The organism is Desulfoscipio gibsoniae DSM 7213, from assembly GCF_000233715.2.
Lineage (GTDB): Bacteria > Bacillota > Desulfotomaculia > Desulfotomaculales > Desulfallaceae > Sporotomaculum > Sporotomaculum gibsoniae.
Map to the genome: position 1 here is coordinate 3,496,478 of NC_021184.1, position 21,096 is coordinate 3,517,573.

Annotated in this window: 20 protein-coding genes and 6 pseudogenes; 3 read left to right on the forward strand and 23 right to left on the reverse strand. The window is 38.6% G+C overall.

Going from position 1 to position 21,096, the window contains the following annotated elements; translation table 11 throughout:
* Positions 1-36: 36 nt before the first annotated feature.
* From DESGI_RS16515 to DESGI_RS16530, 4 genes and pseudogenes are all read right to left on the reverse strand, one after another.
* Positions 37-330 (reverse strand): hypothetical protein, encoded by a 294-nt coding sequence (locus DESGI_RS16515; RefSeq protein WP_006524334.1) that lies wholly within the window; start codon positions 328-330, stop codon positions 37-39.
* Between the two features lie 181 nt (positions 331-511).
* Positions 512-1,182: pseudogene (gene sfsA, locus DESGI_RS16520) on the reverse strand (DNA/RNA nuclease SfsA).
* A 529-nt stretch (positions 1,183-1,711) separates the two neighbouring features.
* Entirely contained in the window at positions 1,712-2,857 is a 1,146-nt protein-coding gene (locus DESGI_RS16525; RefSeq protein ID WP_006524332.1) for an IS91 family transposase, read from the reverse strand.
* A complete protein-coding gene (locus tag DESGI_RS16530) occupies positions 2,854-3,714 on the reverse strand; it encodes a tyrosine-type recombinase/integrase (protein ID WP_006524331.1) in 861 nt (286 codons plus the stop codon). The genes DESGI_RS16525 and DESGI_RS16530 overlap by 4 nt, the downstream gene beginning before the upstream one ends.
* Positions 3,715-3,717: 3 nt before the next feature.
* On the opposite strand from DESGI_RS16530, the pseudogene DESGI_RS16540 reads away from it, so the two are divergent.
* Positions 3,718-4,902, forward strand: a pseudogene (locus DESGI_RS16540) (IS3 family transposase).
* Between the two features lie 817 nt (positions 4,903-5,719).
* Here the strand turns inward: DESGI_RS16540 and DESGI_RS16545 are convergent.
* The 18 genes and pseudogenes from DESGI_RS16545 to DESGI_RS16615 form a co-directional block, all read right to left on the reverse strand.
* Complete coding sequence (locus DESGI_RS16545; protein ID WP_006524327.1) at positions 5,720-6,433, reverse strand: REP-associated tyrosine transposase; 714 nt, start codon at positions 6,431-6,433, stop codon at positions 5,720-5,722.
* A gap of 308 nt (positions 6,434-6,741) precedes the next feature.
* A pseudogene (locus DESGI_RS16550) lies at positions 6,742-7,335 on the reverse strand (DNA adenine methylase); the annotation flags it as partial.
* A 4-nt stretch (positions 7,336-7,339) separates the two neighbouring features.
* Complete coding sequence (locus DESGI_RS16555) at positions 7,340-7,543, reverse strand: hypothetical protein (RefSeq protein ID WP_006524325.1); 204 nt, start codon at positions 7,541-7,543, stop codon at positions 7,340-7,342.
* A gap of 157 nt (positions 7,544-7,700) precedes the next feature.
* On the reverse strand, positions 7,701-8,219 hold the full coding sequence (locus DESGI_RS16560; RefSeq protein WP_006524324.1) for a hypothetical protein: 519 nt from the start codon (positions 8,217-8,219) through the stop codon (positions 7,701-7,703).
* A 109-nt stretch (positions 8,220-8,328) separates the two neighbouring features.
* Entirely contained in the window at positions 8,329-8,664 is a 336-nt protein-coding gene (locus DESGI_RS16565) for a hypothetical protein (RefSeq protein WP_006524323.1), read from the reverse strand.
* Between the two features lie 62 nt (positions 8,665-8,726).
* Complete coding sequence (locus tag DESGI_RS16570) at positions 8,727-9,221, reverse strand: nucleotidyltransferase domain-containing protein (protein WP_006524322.1); 495 nt, start codon at positions 9,219-9,221, stop codon at positions 8,727-8,729.
* 182 nt (positions 9,222-9,403) lie between these two features.
* A pseudogene (locus tag DESGI_RS16575) lies at positions 9,404-9,902 on the reverse strand (aminoglycoside adenylyltransferase domain-containing protein); the annotation flags it as partial.
* 576 nt (positions 9,903-10,478) lie between these two features.
* Complete coding sequence (locus DESGI_RS16580) at positions 10,479-11,018, reverse strand: CDP-alcohol phosphatidyltransferase family protein (RefSeq protein WP_006524320.1); 540 nt, start codon at positions 11,016-11,018, stop codon at positions 10,479-10,481.
* 41 nt (positions 11,019-11,059) lie between these two features.
* On the reverse strand, positions 11,060-11,635 hold the full coding sequence (locus DESGI_RS23270) for a helix-turn-helix domain-containing protein (RefSeq protein WP_006524319.1): 576 nt from the start codon (positions 11,633-11,635) through the stop codon (positions 11,060-11,062).
* Positions 11,636-12,014: 379 nt separating this feature from the next.
* On the reverse strand, positions 12,015-13,034 hold the full coding sequence (locus tag DESGI_RS16590; protein WP_006524318.1) for an alpha/beta fold hydrolase: 1,020 nt from the start codon (positions 13,032-13,034) through the stop codon (positions 12,015-12,017).
* Between the two features lie 66 nt (positions 13,035-13,100).
* Positions 13,101-13,325: an AbrB/MazE/SpoVT family DNA-binding domain-containing protein gene (locus DESGI_RS16595; protein WP_006524317.1), complete on the reverse strand. Its 225-nt coding sequence runs from the start codon at positions 13,323-13,325 to the stop codon at positions 13,101-13,103.
* A 364-nt stretch (positions 13,326-13,689) separates the two neighbouring features.
* Positions 13,690-15,477, reverse strand: coding sequence for a hypothetical protein (locus tag DESGI_RS16600; RefSeq protein WP_157872804.1), 1,788 nt, complete (start codon positions 15,475-15,477; stop codon positions 13,690-13,692).
* Between the two features lie 86 nt (positions 15,478-15,563).
* Positions 15,564-15,695 (reverse strand): recombinase, encoded by a 132-nt coding sequence (locus DESGI_RS16605; RefSeq protein ID WP_245561113.1) that lies wholly within the window; start codon positions 15,693-15,695, stop codon positions 15,564-15,566.
* Between the two features lie 393 nt (positions 15,696-16,088).
* Positions 16,089-16,253, reverse strand: coding sequence for a hypothetical protein (locus DESGI_RS24755; RefSeq protein WP_157872746.1), 165 nt, complete (start codon positions 16,251-16,253; stop codon positions 16,089-16,091).
* Between the two features lie 240 nt (positions 16,254-16,493).
* Positions 16,494-16,571, reverse strand: a pseudogene (locus DESGI_RS26515) (ATP-binding protein); the annotation flags it as partial.
* A 315-nt stretch (positions 16,572-16,886) separates the two neighbouring features.
* On the reverse strand, positions 16,887-17,219 hold the full coding sequence (locus tag DESGI_RS16610; RefSeq protein ID WP_006522770.1) for a hypothetical protein: 333 nt from the start codon (positions 17,217-17,219) through the stop codon (positions 16,887-16,889).
* A gap of 18 nt (positions 17,220-17,237) precedes the next feature.
* Complete coding sequence (locus tag DESGI_RS25815) at positions 17,238-17,318, reverse strand: hypothetical protein (protein WP_245561194.1); 81 nt, start codon at positions 17,316-17,318, stop codon at positions 17,238-17,240.
* A complete protein-coding gene (locus DESGI_RS16615) occupies positions 17,311-17,715 on the reverse strand; it encodes an ATP-binding protein (protein ID WP_245561114.1) in 405 nt (134 codons plus the stop codon). The genes DESGI_RS25815 and DESGI_RS16615 overlap by 8 nt, the downstream gene beginning before the upstream one ends.
* Here DESGI_RS16615 and DESGI_RS16620 point away from each other — a divergent pair.
* Together DESGI_RS16620 and DESGI_RS25390 are read left to right on the forward strand one after the other, a co-directional pair.
* The gene (locus tag DESGI_RS16620) at positions 17,696-18,127 is read left to right on the forward strand and encodes an ATP-binding protein (RefSeq protein ID WP_006520215.1); all 432 of its coding nucleotides are present in this window, start codon (positions 17,696-17,698) and stop codon (positions 18,125-18,127) included. The genes DESGI_RS16615 and DESGI_RS16620 overlap by 20 nt on opposite strands.
* 946 nt (positions 18,128-19,073) lie before the next feature.
* Positions 19,074-19,439: pseudogene (locus tag DESGI_RS25390) on the forward strand (IS1595 family transposase); the annotation flags it as partial.
* Between the two features lie 38 nt (positions 19,440-19,477).
* Here DESGI_RS25390 and DESGI_RS16630 read toward each other — a convergent pair.
* Positions 19,478-20,872 (reverse strand): IS1096 element passenger TnpR family protein, encoded by a 1,395-nt coding sequence (locus DESGI_RS16630; RefSeq protein WP_015617997.1) that lies wholly within the window; start codon positions 20,870-20,872, stop codon positions 19,478-19,480.
* Positions 20,873-21,096 lie beyond the last annotated feature (224 nt).

A 21,096-nucleotide genomic window follows, 5' to 3' on the forward strand; every position in this document is an offset into this window, starting at 1 on the left:
ACCCTTCCCCTATTGGGTCAGGATTTTCTCTTGAGGCTATGCTGTTACCGATACCCCATCCCGCACAACATTATGATCCCGCGGACCCCAAGTGTATAAATCGACTGCCTGTAGAATTGCCCCGGTTACCCGTGATATATTGCCGGTCTGCATGTCATCCAAGGATACGGTTACCGGAAGCCGTATCTCTTGCCTTCCCTGCTGCCGTACAGTTATTATCAACTGCATTCTATTATGTTGGCTGTCTGAATAGTATTTTTCCAAACCGAGAATCCGAGGATCCCTTTTTACCATTTCTGCTTCTAGGTAGTATAAGAGATCTTTTAACACCTTAAACACCTCTTATTCTTTTTCTTCTATAATACGTTAGTGCATAGTTTAATTTAACGAATATTCTGTCAATTAACATAAATTATCGACTAATGGTTTTTATTAAAATTTTTTGGTTCATACCATGCGCTATGGACTTTCCTGAAATTAAGTTTAATTACTATTTATAATAAAGTCATAACTAAAGCTCTACGGGTAAATAACCCTTTATTGCTATTTCTTTCGTGTTTACCCGGCAGCCCAAAGCATAAACCTCGACATCATTACTCCGGGCTCTGCGCAGAGCCTGCCCAAAAAGCGGATCACAAATATCATTGGGCCTAAAACAAGCTGCGTCTTCACTTTGTACAATAAAAATAACCGCTGCCCGGAACCCCTCGTTCCGAGCCAGCGCAAGTTCTTCGAGATGCCTGGTCCACGCTTGGAAGGCGCATCAGGGAATAACGCTTTTCCGTTCTCCACCAGGGTCACTGATTTTACTTCCACAAGGCACTGGTTGAGGTCAGCGCCAAGCCAAAAATCTATCCGTCCATCCCGGTAGGGAAATTCCCGGCGTACCGTTGTAAATCCATTAAATTCCGGTAACGCGCCCTTTATTATAGCGTGGTTAAAAAGTCGGTTGGGAATTAGAGAATCAACTGACACCAGGATATCGTTATGTTTCACCAGTAATAATGTGAATTTTGTGCGCCTCGTCGCCCCACTGGAAGGACTTAAATAAACAGTTGCACCAGGCACCAAAAGCTCTTTCATTCTGCCTGTGCTGGGCACGTGAACCGCTACTTCCCTGCCGGATAGATTAACCAGGGCCACAAATCTATTTTTTCGTTCTATAAGTGAGGGACGAAACAGGGGACGGTTCTAAATTTGGCAATCGGAAGTTTTGCTCAATACTACTATCTTAATTTGGGAAAGCACTATCTAGTTAGAAATAATAAAGTTTTTGATTATAATTAACTGCAAAATTTTTGATTGCCAGAGAAGATGGAAGTCCAGAGAAGATGGAAGTCGTTACCTGAAGTTTTTGTTACAAACTTCTACATTTACTTTACGATTTCCTTCTTCTTAAAGGGTTCAATTGGAAGTTTTGCGGGAGAAAAAAAGGCTCAATGTCAGGTACCCCTGATTTTGAGCCTTAATCATCGCTAATGTGTAATAACTGCCACGCAAAATTTTCAATTGCCCTAGAAGAATGAAGTCGCCGTGCTCCCAGCTATGGGTATTCAATCTTTTTCTTCTAGCTTTTAAACTATAATTCTATCTGATTTATACCTGCATTTCATCAAACATCTAGCATTTTTAGATAAAATCATCTAAAATTGGGCATATCTGCCCCCTCCCCACAAATGGGTCTTTGAAAATTTATTCAATTAGTCAACTATCATATATAGGGCCTTGGGTATACCGAACGTATAGTTTTCATTTTACCTTTCTTGCATACCTGGCAAACCGTTACATCCTTACCTAACAGGATACTAAGGATCTCAATAGTTGTAAGACCTTCAAATTTGGGTTTGTAAGCAAGGCTAGAAGTTAGTTTCCTACACAGTTTAAGTTTTGTTTTTTTGTTCCGGTTAGCAAGTAATCCATAATGCCTAATTTTAACAAAACCCCTTGGAAGTATATGCATCAAAAACCGCCGGATAAATTCGACACCTTTTAAGGTTACTATCTTTGTGCCGCTACTGGATTTATTGCGGTCTTTTACGGTAAATGCCACCGTATGCTTATCTATGGACACAATTCTGTGGTTGGAAATAGCAATGCGATGGGTATACCTTCCCAGGTATTGGACAACGGCTAAAGGACCTGTAAAAGTCTCTTTTGTATAGGTATACCAGTCCTTGGCATAACACCGATCAAGTAACTTTTTAAAAATCTTTGGATTCCGGTATACCTGTGCATTCTCATAAAAGTTGAGTAAGTTTTGGTGGTAATATTGCTTTAAGTGGTATAGAAATTTACCACGGAATTTTTTAGCCAAAACCTTTACAGGGATAAAAAACTTTTTACTGCTGCTTCGCCACTTGTTGTGTTTAGTTAGCCCGCCTGCCAATACTACTGAATGGATGTGCGGGTGATAATGTAAATCCTGCCCCCATGTATGCAGCAGAGAAAAAAAGCCAATCTGTGCTCCCAGGTATTTTTTATCCCGTGAAAGCTCAAAAAGGGTTTGGGCAACCGCCTTGTACATCAAACCATAAAGCAATTCCTGATTTTGATAAATCAGTGATTGCAGTTCTTGCGGCACTGTAAATACTACATGAAAGTAGGGTGCGTTGAGTATATCTTTGATCCTTTTATCCACCCAGATGACTTTATTTATTCCCTGGCACATAGGGCAGTGCCGATTACGACATGAATTGTAGTGCACAGTAGTGTGACCGCATTCAGAGATGTGGCCACCTAATGCAGCAGTTCTACAACCCTTGATGTCTCTAGAAGCCTTGGCTTGCTGTGGAGATGGGACATAGCTTTTGTTGTACTGCGTGGTAAACTGAAGGAAAACATCCTGCGCGGTAATCACTTCGTATCACCATAACCGGTGTCAAGGGGGCTTTTAACCCCCATAAGGCTCTTCGATGTCATATGCAGGTATGCCATCGTAGTCTGAAGATGCTTGTGTCCTAGCATTTGCTGGATGTAAACGGGACCGACTCCGTTCTCTAAAGCGTGGGTGGCAAAGCAGTGCCGCAGTGTATGAGCAGAAATGTTTTTGTCCAGCTGTAGTCGATTGCGCAACTTTATGAGGGTGTTCTTGATGGTTTTGACATGAATGTGCTCATTTTCGTTCTGGCCTGGGAAAAGCCAATCGTCGGGCTTGTAGCTTTTAGGGGAAAAGTTAGCCCGGAAATACTCTCGGAGTGTATTAAGGGTTATATTTGATAAAATGGTATACCGGTTTGTATTATGCTTTGTATTTTCTACTCTAACCCGCATGGTTTTACTGCAAATATCGCAAATCTTTAACTTTGCCACTTCGCTTACTCGCATTCCACTTCCATAAATCAGCGATAAAATTGCTTTGTGCTTAAGGTTGGTGGTCTCGTTTATAATTGCTAGTACATCTTGTTTAGAAGGAATAACCGGAAGTTTTTGCACTCTTTTCATGCGCGGTATTTTCTTTTTATTCCACTCCTTGTCCAGTATATGGCTATAGAAAAGTCTAACGCTCGAAATATAGTTGTTGATGGTTCCCGGTGAAAGGCCTTTATCATTTTTAAGATAAAGAATGTATTGTTGTATGTCGCTGACCGTTATATCTTCCAGGCGCTTATGCCGGTCGGCCTGGATAAATATAATGGTCCCAGGAAATGCGACACGATTTTGCAGGGAATAAGCGACACCAATCTCGAAGTAAACTGAGAAGTGAAAGGAGCACATCCCATGCAAAAAAAACAGTGGTTACCGGAGCAAAAATTGCAGATCGTTTTAGAAGCCCTAAAAGAAGAACGCCACATAGGCGAAATTGCATCGGAATACGGAGTACATGTTAGTGTGATTCACCGCTGGAAGAAGGAGCTCTTAGAAAGCGCTGACAAGGTGTTCGCCACATCTAAGAGTGCTAAGGCTGCTGCCCAAGAAAAGCGTAAACAAGAAGAAACCATCGAAAACTTATACGCCCAAGTCGGCCGTCTAACAACACAGTTGGATTGGCTTAAAAAAAAATCTGGCGGTATCTTACCCCGTGAATGAACGAAAAGCTATGGTGGATTGGGATATTTCGAATTCACACTTGACCATAAAAGCTCAGGCCGGGTTATTATCCTTGAATCGAACGGGTCCTATACTGGACTGCCAAAAGGGTGTCTAAACACGAAGTGGAGATTAAGCACCTTATTGACAAGATCCACACGCAGCACCCATTTAAAGGCTCCAGGCGGATTGCAGAAGACATTAATAACATGGATGGCGTAGCTTACAAGGTCAACCGCAAACGCATTCAACGATATATGCGGGAAATGGGAATACGGGTGATTTACCCCGGCCCCAACCTCAGCAAACGCAATAGGGCCCAGTATGTATACCCATACCTGCTTCGCAATGTCAAACCGGCCCATCCTAACCATGTCTGGGGAATCGACATCACGTATTGTGCCATGCAAGGCCGTTGGATGTACCTAGTGGCCATCATTGACTGGTATTCCAGGATGATTGTTAGTTACGAGCTCTCCGATACGATGAATAAAGAATTTGTGATTAAAGCTGTAAACAAAGCCATTGAAACACACGGAGCCCCTATCACTACTATGCCGAATTCAGTATAGTTCTGATCAGGGCAGCCAATTTACCAGCCCCGTTTATATAAATACCCTGAAAGAAAATGGCATCAAGATTAGCATGGACGGTAAAGGTAGGGCCCTGGATAACGCCATTACAGAGCGCTTTTGGAGAACCATCAAATGGGAAGATATTTACTTAAAGAACTACGAAACCCCTCGTGCTCTCCGCCAAGGAATTGCTACTTACATACGTTGGTACAATTTCGAACGCCCGCACACATCTATTAGTAAAAAGATTCCAGCAGATGTTTATTATGCTATAACTAACTTACCGCAGCAATCTGCATAACCAAGATATTTGAAAATGATGGCCAATTAGCTACTAAGTTAATATTTAAGAACCCCCGCTGTCAAACCTTGAGCAAGCTGATGTGAACAAAGAGACCGCCGGTCTTGACTCCATGTGCTGTTTAATTGATAACCCGACCGACGGATATACGCCAAAAAAACACTTGTCTATGGTCGGGTTTATTAAGCCTAGCACATGGAGTCAAGACTCTCCGCTTTGCTCCGACCGCAAGCGGCGGCTAAGCGTTATGAATGGGGATAACTACCCCTCCCTCTGGAGACCGCCATGTTTTTTAATTACTGTGAAATATTAGGTATTTTTTATGCATTAACACTGCGGCTTTCTACCGTATCGAAACTTCAGCCGAAAAGGTCTTGCTGTTAACACTTAACCCAGTGTCGCTTTGAATTTGAAAAATCGTGTCTTGACATTGGGGTCCATTGTAAAAATCCATAAATGCATAGATCCTACGCAAATATGATTCCTTTGATGATTCGGGAACTCCTTTGAGTTCAAAGTATAGTTCAATTTGTTTTTATAATAATCCATGGGACAACCTCCTGATTTTTTTAATAATGCTGACACCATCAGGAGGTGGGAGGCGGTCTAGCTTTTTGCGCGAGTGTTTTTTCTTTTGTCTGTGAATGTTTCTTTAGGCATGTTATAATCCTAAAGAGAAAAGTATGTTCTTTTTTGGTTTGTTTGTTTTGGCGAATTAACAATACCACAAAAAGGGCATACTTTTCTATTGTATTTTAGTTATTCTTTTAAATTGTTATTTTAAAGCCATCGCGAAGCGATTTCGTTCTTCTTTGTTTTACGCGTTAAATATCTTGTTCACAGTAAATCCTGTCAATTTGGACAGCTGCCTCAACGAGCTGCCCTCCAATTCCTTCATATATTTTAGAACTTCTTTTTGAGTTTCCGGAAGCTGATTCTGTAGTGATGCCAACTCAATATTATATTTCATTAAGATTATCTGCCTTATCTCTTTATCGGATATTGTTTTCCTTCCTTCGGTTATTTCAAGACACTGGTCATTATTTGATTCATTATTAAACTCCTTAGATTTTTCAATAGCTTTTACCCTATCCTCATGGAACATATCAAGCACATACCCTGTATTAACCATTTCCGATTCGTATAAATACTCCTTATAGCTGCTCCATTCATATTTCTCCATATTCTCTACCAATCCTGCTTTTACCGGGTTTTGATGTATGTATCTTAACACGGTAAGAAAATATGAATCATCCTCAACAGTTTCACTCTTAAATCTATCTTGAAATAAGTGGCCTTTTCTGCCGTATTGCCAATTGTACCAGTATACATAGCTGGTTCCGATCCTCTTCATTATATTCGAAAGTTCTTCCCGGCCTTCTCGAATTAATAAGTGTATATGGTTTCCCATCAAACAGTAGGCGTATATTTCATATTGTAACTCTTCACGGTATTTGTTAAAAACTTTAATAAGTTTCTCGTAATCTTTATCATCCTCAAAAATACTCTGCTGGTTAATCCCTCTAAACATTACGTGCTATATCCTGCTTTCACTTTTCTTTCTTACCGTTCTTGGCATAAAAAAACACCCCGCCAGCATGTTATCATCCTGCCTGGGTGTTGCCAAACAAAGAAGAAGGAAATCGTAAAGTAAATGTAGAAGTTTGTAACAAAAACTTCAGGTAACGACTTCCATCTTCTCTGGCAATCAAAAATTTTGCAGTTAATTATAATCAAAAACTTTATTATTTCTAACTAGATAGTGCTTTCCCAAATTAAGATAGTAGTATTGAGCAAAACTTCCGATTGCCAAATTTAGAACCGTCCCCTGTTCTGCCTGCGGTCGTACTGCTTGATCAAAGCTTCAAAGTCCTTGTTCTCAATGACCGTATCCTTAAGCCTTCGGCTGCCCTGCCAGAGAAGGTGAAAGGTTTTCCTGATATCGAAGGGCTGACAGCCATAGCTGGTGCAGCCGCTTCCGTAGCTTAAGCGTATGAGCCGGTAAAAAGCAGCGGCTCGTTTGACTTCGTTCATCTGTGCGTTTTCAAGAAGGATTGCTTTGATTTCTTCAAACTGCGGTTCGATAAGAACCCTCTGTGCGATGTCCAGTTCCTCCTGCAGGTATTCGTTTGTGAATTCCTCCTTCTCCAGATATTTTTTTAAGACATTGAATTCATCCCGACCGTTCAGCGGAAAGAAATTCAGCTCCTTAAGCAGAGCAAAGGGACGGTCGCGGACGCAGCGGAACAGATTTGCAAGGTCGGAGTTGAAATCGTTATAGACCTCCATAGCGGTATCTGGAGGCCGTCCGAACAGCACCCAGCCTCCGCCGCCGAATACCTCAACGTACCGTCCGAATTCCTTCGGCATACGCAGATAAATCATATCCCGCAGAGCCTTTTTGCCGCCTACCCAACTGATGATGCTGTTCAATACATCACCTCCCTTTGCTCCGGCGGCTGAATTTATCGACGTCGGTTCTCATGCAGGAACCGTCAGGACTCCAGCAGATAAAGCCGACGCCTGGATAAGGACAGCCAGCACAGCGGGCGGTATCTTCAGGCAGAGGCAGAGAATACTTTACAGGAGGACCGGTTTCTCCGGCGCCTGTTTTTTCTTCTGGTGTTACATCATGCTTCATAGTTCAGCTCCTTTCTCGAAAAAACAAAAAAGGCGCTGCCTTTTTTGTAAAGACAGCGCCTTCTCGTTCATTTATTTAATTGTATAGCTCACAGCATAAGCTGTGGCCAAAGGGTGCTTTTTTGTTCAACAGAAACCAGTGAGCGCCATTTGTCAGTTTACTTTTTCACTAATCCCATCACCTGACCTCCGTATCCGAAATCGGGTTGGTTATTTTTCATCTCCTGCTCAAGCTTTAAGGAATAGTTTTCGTGATTCCAAAAGCTTACGTAGATCTCACCATCCAACGTTTTGATAGGACGCTGCTCAAGACCTTCACCATAGCCGTCGCTGTTTTGTCCAGTCACAAAATCAAGAAGCTCAGAGGTTTCCTCTCCTGAGAGGGACTCCTTAAGCCCGGCGGTCATGACTCCCCACAACTCACCGTCGACGATCTCCACTGACGGGTATAAGCTATACACCTTTCTATTGAGAGCTTCGTCGTGTATGTACTCGGCAAGTCCTCGGTCGTTTTCAAAGAGACGGTTCTCCTTTGCGATGGCGGCGAGGATAGCATCCTCATAAGACACAGCCTCCACGGGAGTGATTTCCATCGGATTGTCCTCCACTCCATATTCTCCCTGGGGATAGGTGATGATCTTCAAAGGGAAAAAGATACGCATTATTTCGTTTGCCATTTTGATTACCTCCATTTTATTGACATGATTAATTTGAAGCCCTAAAAAAGGCATAAAAAGCGGGGGTATCTTCGTTAGAAAATACTCCCCGCTGATTTTCAGGAAACAGTTATATTCCGTAATGTATCATAAATTTATATCTCTGCATTGCTTCGTCTATCTTTTCAGAAAGGACCTGCAGTTCTTTCAAGCCGGTTGAATCAATTATTTTTTTAAATTCGGGCAGCGATGATGGCGGTATTAATGTTATGCCGTAATATACGAGTCCGTTGCCCGCGCAGGAAAGAGTGTGAATATATGTTTCCAGTACATTTAATTCCCCGAGCAAGGGTTCAATGTAATCGTCATGTATTGCACTGCAGTCATATTTTTCGGGACTATATTCATCATACCTTTTGCCTGACTCCGGCTCCGTTTCAAAGATTCCGAATTCATGTTTAGCCATCAAACCACCTCTATACTCATCAATTCACTGATAAATTGAAATTTGTTGATTGTTTATAAATATTATTCAGGAAAAAGAGATTCAAGATTTTTAATATCGATATTGTCAACTTCTCTCAATTCATATCCACTGTGAAATAATTTTTGAGCTTCAGCGGAAATACATGGTATAATCCTACCCTCAAATAATGAACAAGAAAACCAATTTGCTTCAAAATGATACCAGCCACCGTGTGGGTCAGCCTGCTTAGCACTTCCGTCTTCATTGATTATCAAGGGATGTATATCTAAATAACCAAGTTCTGGGTGATGTAGTTCAATGCGTGAAGGACTCCAATCAGTTGTGATTTTATATCCTTTATTTTTTAGTGCATCTAATAAAACTTCCTCAAATTTACTATCGAAATCGATGTCAATATCTCTATGATCCCTATTTTGTTTTCCAGTTAGAATATCAACTCCCCATCCTCCATCAACCCAATATTTTACATTTAAATCTTCTAATAAATTTAAAACATCAATTAAGTTTTCTTTACTTGTTATTTCCTTTTTATTCATAAAAACTCCCTTCCTCAAATTTATATTTAACGTATTGTCTATAAATAATTCTCACAACGCTAAATAAGAATAATGCGTATTAATGTTCAGCCGTTTTCGTAGCGTCTAACCACATTCATATTATAAAAGTCGTGGGAAATACGTGTTATATATGCATTGCACTGTTTGCGCTCTTCCAAAGGTCATGCTTGGATACCAAGACAAGACTCTATAGAGTTTTTCATATGATTAACGAGTACCATCACCTCGGAATCCAGTCCTTCCCACTTATCAACATACTCTCCTCGATAAGCTTTTCTGGCTAAGTCGAGTAAAGTCGCTTGTTCTTTAGGCAGCCGAGGTGTAGCCCATTCCGCAGCCACATCTTTTGGAGAAATTTCACCGACAGCCACTGTCAGCCACATTCGGGCTAGAGTCAAAATTACGTTGCGTTCGTCGCCCTTAATGCCCTTAATTAATCCTGGCAAAGACTCCATAATCGCTCTTCGAATATCTGTCATCGGCACAGGATCGAGTATTTCTGAAGCATCATGGCCAACAAGAGAAATGCTATTTTTTCACTTGATTTAGAACTATGGCTAAATCAGGATCATAAGTTGGTTCCGGGATTCGTCCTTGCTCAATTTCATCCCTGAGCCACTCACCATAGATAAATTCATTTTTTGGCGGATATCGCCAGGGTTACAACATCTACACGGTTTTGTTTTGTTATTCAAATCGATCATCAATTGCAAGCCTCTCTCGTCCAAAATGATATGTTCGTATAAGGTCAATTACTGATTAGTTACACAAAATCTTACTTTCACGACGCATTATAAGAATATCATAATATCACCTGATGCATAGAGTTTTTGAGTATTATCTTTAAAAATCCTAATGTCATCTATAAAACGCCCCAAAAAACAGGGCCAAAAAATGTACGTTTTTGCCTCAATTTTTGATCATTTTTTGCTCCAAAACCACTATATATAGTGGTTAAGCCGTCTTATTTGCCTTTCGAACCACTATTCGTCATCATTATTACGCACTCAACGTGCCTTGAGGAACAAAAAAGAAGCCGCTTGAGCCTGGTGGAGCCTGGGCGGGAGAGTATATTTATATACATAAATTAAATCCTTTTTAGCACTTCTGCGTTAACCTTGTACGGCACAGGCACTCACCTCTCCGTTTTTACAGAAGAAAGCAAAGAGCTGGAAATAACATGTTTTTTCTTCTTTATCAACTAGAAAAAATCAACATTTAAACAGCTCTTAAACCTTAAGTAAGATGAAAGAATTCCACCTGCCAAATCGAGTAAAGTATAAAATTAATCAAGTTCTCCGCAATATCTGTTGTTAGAACCTGAAAAATGCAAGCTGCACCAGGAACGACAAAAAACATGGCAGACACAATTCTTCCAACCTTATCAAATATAAATACATTCTCATTTAATAAATATTTATGTCTGATTGTAAAATTTGACGTCATTATAAATTCTATAAATTTCAAAAATATAAACCCTAAAAACCACGGCGGTAAAATTCTAAGGCTTGTCAGGGTTATATTTGAAAGCACTATAAAAAATAAATCTGCTATAACATCAAGTTTGGCCCCAGTTACAGAAGTACAGCGAATTTTCTTTGCGATTCTTCCATCTATTAAGTCTGTAAGGCAAATAGCCGAAAATAACACTATAAGGTTCATAAAATTATTTTTTCCGTATATAAATTGCCCTGTCACATTTGTTACAAATATAACGGATAAGGCTATCCTCGATATTGTGATGCTATTGGGGATGAATTTAACTAACCTTTTCATGCACTTCCTTTCCCGGCCCGGTTTTCTTTTAGAGCAAAATACTATTTCGTGTAGAAATTACTCTTTAAAACCAGGGTGGTAAGCCACAACACAAGACCTAAAATGACGACTATCCCTGATAATAATGCGTATATAGGCATCTTTAATCCAATCATATACAAAATCGTAGCTGCTCCTGTCACGAATATCGCTCCTAATATCAGCCAGGACGGAACTTTGTGGATTACTGCTATCCCAATGGTTAATAAAAATAGCCCACCTACCAGATACGACATAAAATTTGGGGTCATCAGGTTAACAGGGTATTGCCCTCCACCCCAAATACATGTAATGACACCTAATGCAATCAATATATATCCTAGAATTGTTAATCCAGACATATTAGCCTTCCCCTCCTTTATTAGGTTTTCCTGAAGGTTTTTGTCCCCTTTAACCAATTCATCGAGAGATAGGTTAAAAATCTCTGACAGCTTTAAGATTTTTTCAATATCCGGGTAGCTGCTTCCGGTTTCCCATTTCGAAATTGCCTGGCGTGAGATATCCATTTTTTGTGCCAATTCATCCTGTGACATATTTAATTTTTCACGCTCAGTTTTTATCCTGTTTCCCAAGTCCATGATTTTGCTCCTTTCACTTTTTGCATATTTAAAGCTTAGCCACGAGTGCCTGAAAAGTAAAGAACTTAATAGATGCATGCTTCGCAACTATCAGTTGCATATGAATTATTGTATCAAAAGCACGGTTTAATTTGACATTGTGTTGTCCTCCTATCTTTATTAGTTATCCAGTATTTCAAGGAAATAAAAAAGGGCTATGCTTTTCATTTTCGGAAAAACATAACTCGCCTAATTTTATTCAACGCCGGAAGACACTTTGCATATAACCTGTATGTAAAAACAAAGGCATCAAGATTTATTGTACCCCCTTAAGTTAAGAGGGAGGGATTTCGCTAGTTTATACTATTACGTAAACAAACCAATGCATGCAGTTTACATTTTACTGATTTGGTTGTAAAAAACTGTTGATTGCATCAACAAATACATCGGGATGGTACCAGTGAATAAGGTGATTAGATTTCAACTCATTCAGCTTGCAACCGTTACCAATCAGTTCAACCGCTTTCCTTGCCTGTTCATCTGTTGATGCAGCCATTAAGATCCCATCTTCTGTAAAATTATCCTTTGCGTGGAGAAAAACCGTAGGCACCTTTATGTCGCGCATCAAATCTTCATGACGAATCCCCGCATGCCAGGTATAATCATAAAAATGTTCGCCAAAAGCAAAATCATATTCCTTAACGTACTTAAAAGTTTGATTAATGGATTGGGGCATAAAGAAAAATTGTACAGCCTCATTCGGATGCTTATCAGAATACTTCTGCGCATAATCAGCAAGCCCTGGCATGGCGTTTTTCATATAAAGCTGTCCCCACAGACAATATCTCAAATAGTAAGCTTCCCAACATTCTGACTTATCAGATGCCAGATAATCATGCAAAACTTTATAGGAATCTAAATAAGCAAACGAACGTTCAAAATGATCCGGTTCAGTTGAAAAGACCGGTGGGTCCTCTAAGACTGCACCAATAATATATTTTCCTCCATATGCCGCCACATAGGATGCAATGAGCCCTCCCGATGAATGGCCTGATACAACGGTTCTTTCACCAATTACGTTGTCAACAAACCAGATTATATCATCACCATTAGCATCAAGATAATATTTAGATTCTTCATAAGTAGAACTTCCGTGACCATAACAATCAACTGCAAACACGTGCCATTTTTTACTTAACTCAGGCAGAACACTTGTATAACTCTCCCAAGCCCCTGTCTGTCCGTGAATTAATAAAAGGGCATCACCATTGTCCGGACCTTCAACATAATTAATTACAGAGCCATCATCAAGAGTAACCTGCTTTTCAACATAACCCGCTTTTAATGTATCATGATAACTCTTTTGCCAATAGTGAATACATTTATAAATGTAAATCCCGGCAGCAATCGCTATAAGCATAATATTGTCAATATTATAAAAACAATCATTTTCCCCTTATCCTCCTTGTTTTCTTTACGCATACACTCATTTCTCCATATCCTCCTCTTGCATTCCGGTAAATATCTCGGAAGCATATTTCGCAAATGTGCTTTTAGGTGGAATTGCTATGCCACGGTCTATATCTCCTAATAAGATTAAAGTATCTCCAGGTTTAATATCAAATACATCCCTCGCTTCTTTTGGTATGACAAACTGACCTTTTTCTCCCACCTTAACTGTCCATGCATATTTTCCTTTTGGTGTTTTCATATAATTGCCTCCCGTTCGGTATGATAAGTATGATTTGTTATACTTATCACACTCTCGGTACTTTACTTTGTCAACAAAAAATGCAGTTCTATTACGAACTGCACTACATCAATTATAAATAACCTGTTTGTAAACTAATCATAAATACCGAATGTCATCTATCAAGCGCCCTTAAAAATCGGGGTAAAAAATGCACTTTTCGAGCCCGATTTTTGCTCATTTTTTGCTCCAAAACCACTACATATAGTGGTTAGCCTGCCTCATTTGCCCATAGAACCACTATTCGTCATCATTATTACGCACTCAACATGTCTGGAGACGGTAAAAGGGATATAATTAACCTTTTTCATCATAAAAATTTTTATTAAACTTGTTGATTTATCCATTCAATTAGCTTTTGAAATGGTACAACTGGACTTGGTAAATCTTTTTCTATTGCTGCAACCGAAAAAGTATCTGTAACAAATAAACTTATTGGCATATGCTTTTGAATTTTATTTTCACTTGAAACACCTAAAAAAGCAACAATCGAATCCCAATTATTGTAAACTGATTCCACCTTATTACTTAACTTGTTTTGAAATGATTTATTACCTATTTTACGGAATCTATATACTTCATTTAATATTGATTTTGGTGTATATTTCAATCCTATATCTTTACATTCAATAACAAACATTTTATTTCGATATAGCATTATAATGTCTATTTGCCCGGGAAGTTGAAGAAACCCTCTACCAGCTTCAATATCAGGAACCATATTATCTTTTTCGATATCACCTTTAATAAATGCATCTATAAAGTTATTTTTCAGATGTAGTATCACATCAGATTCAAACTTTTTATGAACATATTTATCTACTATTGTAAATAATTCTTTTTGGAAAGGGCTCTTGGGCAAAGTTGCATAAGTTATATCTAAATATAACCCTATTAAAGAAAACTCCAAAATACTAATTGGACAGGCGACAATATCATCTTCTATCGTAATTAAACATTTACGTAGCGGTCTATTTTCTCTTAATGAGGTTGAAGTTGCAAAAATAAAGTTATTGGTTCTTGCACTCATTAAAATTGATAAGAACTTTTCTGCATCTTTATCCGAACATTGAAGTAAATGCTTTATTAACTTCTGAAAATAATCTACACTTCCAATTAGAAAATCATCAGAATTAACATAGTGATTTTGTAAACCACCAATAATCTTGGAGATTTCCTCTAGTGAAATTCCAATATATTTTTTACAGACCATATTTAATTTATTTATTGTTTTTATATCAAACGAACTTACTTTCCTATTTATCATACAATCTACGTATTTTTTAGCAATCTCCGAATAATTATTTGTTTTTTTGGTAGAGATATTTCCTTTCTTATCTATAATAAGCTCTTTATGTTCATAAGCACTTTCACAGGTAAATAGCAATTCATACATAGCTCGTATTGTTGCGATAAGTTTCTTAAAATTTATTGGATCTATTTGGCTATTATTAATTTGTTTTTTATCCGATAGGTATGTTACAATTTCAATTCCATATTGGAAAGCAAGTTTATCAAAACTTAACACTCCTTCCCACTCTTTATATATTTGTTCAAAGCGCCCTAAGAAGTTGTAGTCCCTTTGAAATTTTAAACTATTAATAACCACCCTAGCAAAGTTATCAGTTATTTCTTCAATAATAATATTATTTTCTTTATCACTAAGCCAACTTATTGTAATAAAGGTTAAGTGCAAGTTATATTCAAGTATATTTAATAGCGAAATCAAGTACCCTTTGGGATTATCAGAAATCAAGTCGTTGATTCGATCTATTATTAGACCCATCATTTGATTGCAAACATTAGTTATAATCTTTACATTATTATAATATGTATTTTGTAAGTTTAGGCAATCTATAATTTCTAGAAATACTTCTTTTTCGGTATATCCCTCATCTATAAATTTCGGATTAAAATAAATGAGTTCATTTCCATTAAAACTAGGTGAAATCATGTTGAATTTATTTTGTAGATTTATACTATATATATAACTCGATAGATTAGTAGAATATTTAATAAGGTCTTTGACTTTTTTGCATTTCTTACAGGTCTGTGCAGACTCACTGACCAAGAATGATGGTTGAAAATTATCAGTACATTGGAAGCATACCATTATATACATGTCCCCCTTAAATATTTTCATTACCATATTTTGGTTGTAATAAACATTTTTCATAACAACTTTACTAAATCTATTCATTATATTTTATCTATATCCTTTATTTCCTCCACTATCATCCCGCTCTTCAGCACAAAAACAAAATGCGTTGGCGAGAGAACTTCTATCTTCTCCACCAACGCATTAAAAATTTTATCATCAAATTCTTCCAACAAGCCCTGCCTACCGGCCAGTTGTGAATGTCAAATAATTTTTTACAGTTTTCGATAAATAATTTTTTACACCTATAATCTGACAAATATGGAAACGGGGTTTCTTAATCCTCTCCCCTTAGGGGGAGAGGGGGGAACACATGTTTTGTAAAGCTGATTTTTGTGAGGCTAATGACACAAAAATTATACCTAACATAGCAAGGGCAGGTTTTGAAAGCTAGGTTAGATTTACAGAGCCATATGTAGTTATTTATACCCTCTTGGTCAGACCCGTTTTGCCGGCGCCAATAGCAAATGACGTTCGCGTAGGTGCCCGGCACAAGTAGTCTTTCGTTGTGCCCGGCAGAATTTTATAACTTCCCAGCCTTTCGTCAATTGGAAGGTCTCGTAGCCTTAAATCACAATTTGACGAGTACCGGGTAAGCCGTTGTTTATATATATTTCCCGATAGACTCCTCCTTTGATTAGGATGCCTCCAATTAAGGCATCCGGCCCGCTAGTCCAGGAGGCTAAATAACTGCCGGTGGCCTGTCCGTCATCGACAAGCCGACCTGACAAGAAACTGCCTTTTACCCCGGTCTGCAGGATAGATTATATCAACTGCTCTTTCATGTATTATCTGTTCATTCCCACTCCTTTCAATTTAGCCCGGAAAACGAGCCTGACCAAGAGGGCTAAAAATACCATGGCTATTCATACCTTGACTTAACCCCATATTTTTCATCCTGCCCGGTTAAGTCGTGGCTTACTTAATCTTTATCCTTATACTTATTTAACTATCTTTTTTTAATACTTTCTTTAAACCCGATAGCTCTCACCATTTATAAGGAGAATGTGGCAGCGGTGCGTTAACCGGTCAAATAAAGCTGCTGTATGCCTGTATTCACTAAAAAACTATGCCCATTTCGCAAATTCAAGATTGGATATGATCATAATGAACTCCCGTTAGTAACGGGAAGCTGTAAACCTACTTTTTATGTTACTCGCCTACAGCACTACTGACTTGCTTCGGGCCGGATTAGCAGCGCTTGCATATGCAGCTTTGACACTGGATTTGCGCTGCTATCCGGTTAACCTCGCTTCGTCTGGTGCTGTTACCGGCGGTTCGCAATGTCGTTCACTTTGGACAACATAATACTCAAAATGTCACAAAAAATTGCGATGTAGTATTAACTTTATGATAATTATGTTTTAAACAAGGTTCTGCTTTATTGGATAAAAAGCACTTACCGTTTCATTCATATCATTTGACTCCATTTGTGTTCCACAGTGAGGACATGGAAACGGGGCACTTGACAAGAACCTGGTTGATTCAAAAGAATCCATTATTTCTCCACAGTCAGCACAATGTATTTCAAGCATGTGTTCAAGTATTTCTTCTTCTACCATCCCCCAAAGGATATCCTCTACAGCCTCTATCGGGCACTGTAGCAGCTGAGTTATCTTTGTGGGATAGATTATGGTTACATTGTTATTAATTAAGATTTTAATAATACTCCGAATATCACGTTTAAGTTTATTCATCAAACTTCTTCCCTTTATTTAATTTGTAAATATCCGTTGTCTATGTTTCATGCGATAGCTGTCTTTGTCATGAATATTGATGATTTCGCATTTATGCACAAGCCTGTCCAATATTGCTGTTGTAATGGTCTGGGTCCCCAAGAAGCTCTCCCCAGTCTTCCGGTCCTTTGTTTGACGTGATTATTATAGAGGTTTGTCCGTAGAGCTTGTTCACTAATTGAAAAAAGAGGTTGGCTTCATTTTTTTCCATCGCCATAAACATCATCAGATCGTCAATGATAACCAAGTCAGAACTAACTATCCGTTTGATGCTGTTTCGGGATGCAGTTGTGATTTCTTGGGTTTTTAGCGTGTGTATTAAATCTGCCATGGTTATAAATCTTACTTTATAACCAGTGTTTATGGCTTCTATTCCTAAACCGACCGAAATATGCGACTTTCCATTATCGCAATTTTTCGATAATGGAAAGTCACATTTGTCCGTAGGGTTAGGCATCAAAGCCTGTTACGCAGGATTTAACGTTAAATTCTATACAGCTACAAATCTTGCAAACGAACTTGCGGAGGCAGTACAGTTCCACCGGCTGTCCAAACTAGAAAAAAGCCTGGCCAAAATTGACTTATTGATAATAGATGAGCTCAGTTACCTGACCTTTAACCGTTACCAATCTGAGATGCTTTTTCAGGTAATATCAGAGCGTTCTGAAAGGGCGAGTATTATTGTGACTACCAATCTTGAGTTCTCCAGGTGGACAGAGCTGTTTGAAAACGAAATAATGGTTGCAGCTTTAATTGACAGGTTGACATTCCGCTCACATGTACTGAACATGAATGTCAAAGAGTCCTACCGCTTAGAACAGACCTTATCAAAAGGAAACGAGGTTAAAGAAGAAACTATAGCAGATTAGTTAGTTATATACCACGTATAGACGGGCAGGGTAAAAAATAGGGATCGGCGTGGTAAATGCCATATGCAGTTGCAATACCTTCCTGGCCTGCCGGTTTGTTTCCGGGCCAAAAACAAAGGGGTGAGAATGACAGGTAACTTAATTCACAGCGGCTATCAGCCTAATACCCCATTTGTTCGGGTGAAAAAGCAGTGCAGAATCTGACGTCTTGTCGATGACGGGCAATACGACGGCAAGTACATGCTTTCCGATCAGTGGGCCAGGCACCCATACTATTCCGAGTGTCTTTACAAAAGGAGAGTGATTTATCGGTAGATACTTATAAAAACAGCCTAACCGGCTCCCGTCATACAGTAACAGGTCACGAAACCTGGCAATTGGCGAAGGACCGGGGGGCTATACAGGAACCGTGCACCATTTTTTTAGGTGCCGGTGCTATGCGGACATTGCCTACCCGTATCGGCCCTGTAAACCAGTCTGGTCAGGGATGTATTGCAAGTGCATATGGTGACTTATACGTCAACGATTGATCAAAGCGGCCTTACACCCCTGCCCGCTGCTTGGGTTGATTTTTTTAGCTTACCCTTACTCCTTATATTAAGCTGTGGACAGTGCCGTCCTGTGGACAACCCTACGGGTTGACGCACAGGGCTTGGATAACGCTTCGCGTTAACCACACTGCCCACAGCCACTACTACTTTTAAAAAAATAACCACCATAATCATTAAAACTAAATAAAAAAAAGCCCATGTTAAGAATCAACTGAACATTTTCATTACCCTGCTGGTATTAAGTTTTACAACATACCACCGGGAAAACTGAAGCATACTCGTTAGTAAGTGGATCAATATTTTCTCAGCGGTTTTCCAAAAGTGGCTCACTTTTTTCCCAGCGTTAGTGGCTCAACATTTTCCCAGCGAGTGGCTCACAATTCTCTTGACAATCGCAGGGTAAACCGCTTTATGTAAAAATGAAAGCAGTAGACAGAATTAACAAGGAAACTGCATTAGAATTTGCAAAACAGGCAATTTCAGAAGGATGCACAATTACAACAGATGGATTCACAGTGTATCCACAATTAAAATCTGAAGGATATACCCATGACCGGGTTATATCTTCTACCCCTGAAGCCGATGAAAAACTTCACTGGGTTCACGCTATTATTTCCAACGTTAAGGCTCTAATAATTGGTACATTTCATGGCCTTGATAAAAAGCATCTACAAGCTTATTTGGATGAGTTTTGCTATCGTTTCAATCGTAGAAAGTGGCGAAACCAGCTTTTCAACAGACTTTTACATGCATGTGTGTTGGGGTCTCTACACATAAAAATTTCTATATTACATTCCCTCTACAAAATCAGTTTATTTGATATTTTTCTCTTGCTCCATCCAAGGCTTTGTGCCCATGCCTTATAATTACTTCGTTCTTCTTTGTCTTCACCTTCATAAATCTCCTTCAGGAAACTTATAAAGCCATGCAACCCTCCTACATCATCAAGAACAAATACTCCGTCCTTATGAATGCATATAGGTTTATGTTTTGTCAATACTGTCGCTTCTGCATCTAATAGTTCATCCTTTGAAATATAGCCCTTTTGAAGTAATTCATTGCAATCCTTTTCCTTAGTAATGGTTATTGTCCAATCATCTCCAAAATCATAATTGTAGATTAGTTTATGTGTTACTGGAAAGATACCATTATCATTACAAACATCTTCATCCTTGAAAGCTAGAACCGTTGCTACTTCAAGTCGTTCAAGCAGGCTCTCTGTTCCACCCTCCATAGTAATGGAATTGTTCATTTCTTCCAGAGTTAATTCAATAAGTGGTGCTTTTTTTATAATTCTTGGTTTTGCTTTATCCTTCCCCTTGCTCCTATTCATATAGTCACTGAAAGATTCCTTAACCTCAAGAATTGGAAAACGCTCAATTAATTGTTTAATATCATTTTGAGCCCATTCATAATCTTCCGTAATGCCATGGAAGAAGTATGGTCCTGTATACTTTTTCTTAAGCCATGTTTTTATGCTCCCACTTTGGTAGTCATCATCCCAAAAAACATCATGCTCACACTCACCAGGAGGCTGAAAAAGTATACCCACTAAATCAGCCCACCCTTTTACAGTTCCACCTGTTAGCCTATTATAGATTTCCTCAGGAAGAACAAATCTGCGTAAATGAGAATTTTGCCATCCAAATAATCTCTGTATAGCATAGTGCAAATTATGAAGGGGCATATCTGAAGGAATTAAAATATTTCTGCTGATTGAGTCTCCTGTTGATGATTCTCCGTATTTGCGCAGAATCTCTTTCTCTGCGTCATCTAAATGGTCGTTTTTTAATTCCAAATGGAGATGTACTGTTTTAAACGCATTTGTATTGTTATAACATTCATTTGTCATAAACTTTTCCTTTCCTATTGATAAATTTCTTTTTTCATCTTTATTTATTGCTCTGTTTACAAACTTTTCACGGGCAATTTTAATTCTTTTTCTATATACTTCACTCTTTTTAGCATCTGTTGTTAGTTCCGGACCATTATAAAGATTTTTTTCATATGGCAAGAATGCAGTAACTCTGTTTGTTGAAGTATTCAATTCAGTAGCAATTTCTAAAATACTCTTACCCATACTTCTTCTTTTTCCAACCTCCAGGCTAAAATCCGTTGTATATTCCCCTAATGTTATAAGAATTTTTCTAACCTTTGCATATGAAATTTTCAGTTCATCAGCTGTCTTCTGCAAAGAAGCGGTTTTTTTATAAGATTTTAATACTTCCTGTATAAATGCTAATGTAGTTATTGTTTCATTCAGTTTTTTCTACCCCTTTCTAAAAAATAGTGTCAATACACGTGTACAAGATTAGTATACCCTGTGTTCTAATTAGTGTCAATACACGGCTGTTTTTTGCTTATGCCTTAATAAATTTCAGCATGTTGTTAATACGTAAAATATCAAGATGTTCAGAA

Bases quoted from the DNA above. Each gene is read 5' to 3' on its own strand.
- DESGI_RS16530 (WP_006524331.1), bottom strand. From the start codon at position 3,714: ATGTGCTCCTTTCACTTCTCAGTTTACTTCGAGATTGGTGTCGCTTAT.
- DESGI_RS16545 (WP_006524327.1), bottom strand. From the start codon at position 6,433: ATGTTTAGAGGGATTAACCAGCAGAGTATTTTTGAGGATGATAAAGAT.
- DESGI_RS16555 (WP_006524325.1), bottom strand. From the start codon at position 7,543: ATGAAGCATGATGTAACACCAGAAGAAAAAACAGGCGCCGGAGAAACC.
- DESGI_RS16560 (WP_006524324.1), bottom strand. From the start codon at position 8,219: ATGGCAAACGAAATAATGCGTATCTTTTTCCCTTTGAAGATCATCACC.
- DESGI_RS16565 (WP_006524323.1), bottom strand. From the start codon at position 8,664: ATGGCTAAACATGAATTCGGAATCTTTGAAACGGAGCCGGAGTCAGGC.
- DESGI_RS16570 (WP_006524322.1), bottom strand. From the start codon at position 9,221: ATGAATAAAAAGGAAATAACAAGTAAAGAAAACTTAATTGATGTTTTA.
- DESGI_RS16580 (WP_006524320.1), bottom strand. From the start codon at position 11,018: ATGAAAAGGTTAGTTAAATTCATCCCCAATAGCATCACAATATCGAGG.
- DESGI_RS23270 (WP_006524319.1), bottom strand. From the start codon at position 11,635: ATGGACTTGGGAAACAGGATAAAAACTGAGCGTGAAAAATTAAATATG.
- DESGI_RS16590 (WP_006524318.1), bottom strand. From the start codon at position 13,034: ATGCTTATAGCGATTGCTGCCGGGATTTACATTTATAAATGTATTCAC.
- DESGI_RS16595 (WP_006524317.1), bottom strand. From the start codon at position 13,325: ATGAAAACACCAAAAGGAAAATATGCATGGACAGTTAAGGTGGGAGAA.
- DESGI_RS16600 (WP_157872804.1), bottom strand. From the start codon at position 15,477: ATGGTATGCTTCCAATGTACTGATAATTTTCAACCATCATTCTTGGTC.
- DESGI_RS16610 (WP_006522770.1), bottom strand. From the start codon at position 17,219: ATGAATAAACTTAAACGTGATATTCGGAGTATTATTAAAATCTTAATT.
- DESGI_RS16615 (WP_245561114.1), bottom strand. From the start codon at position 17,715: ATGCCTAACCCTACGGACAAATGTGACTTTCCATTATCGAAAAATTGC.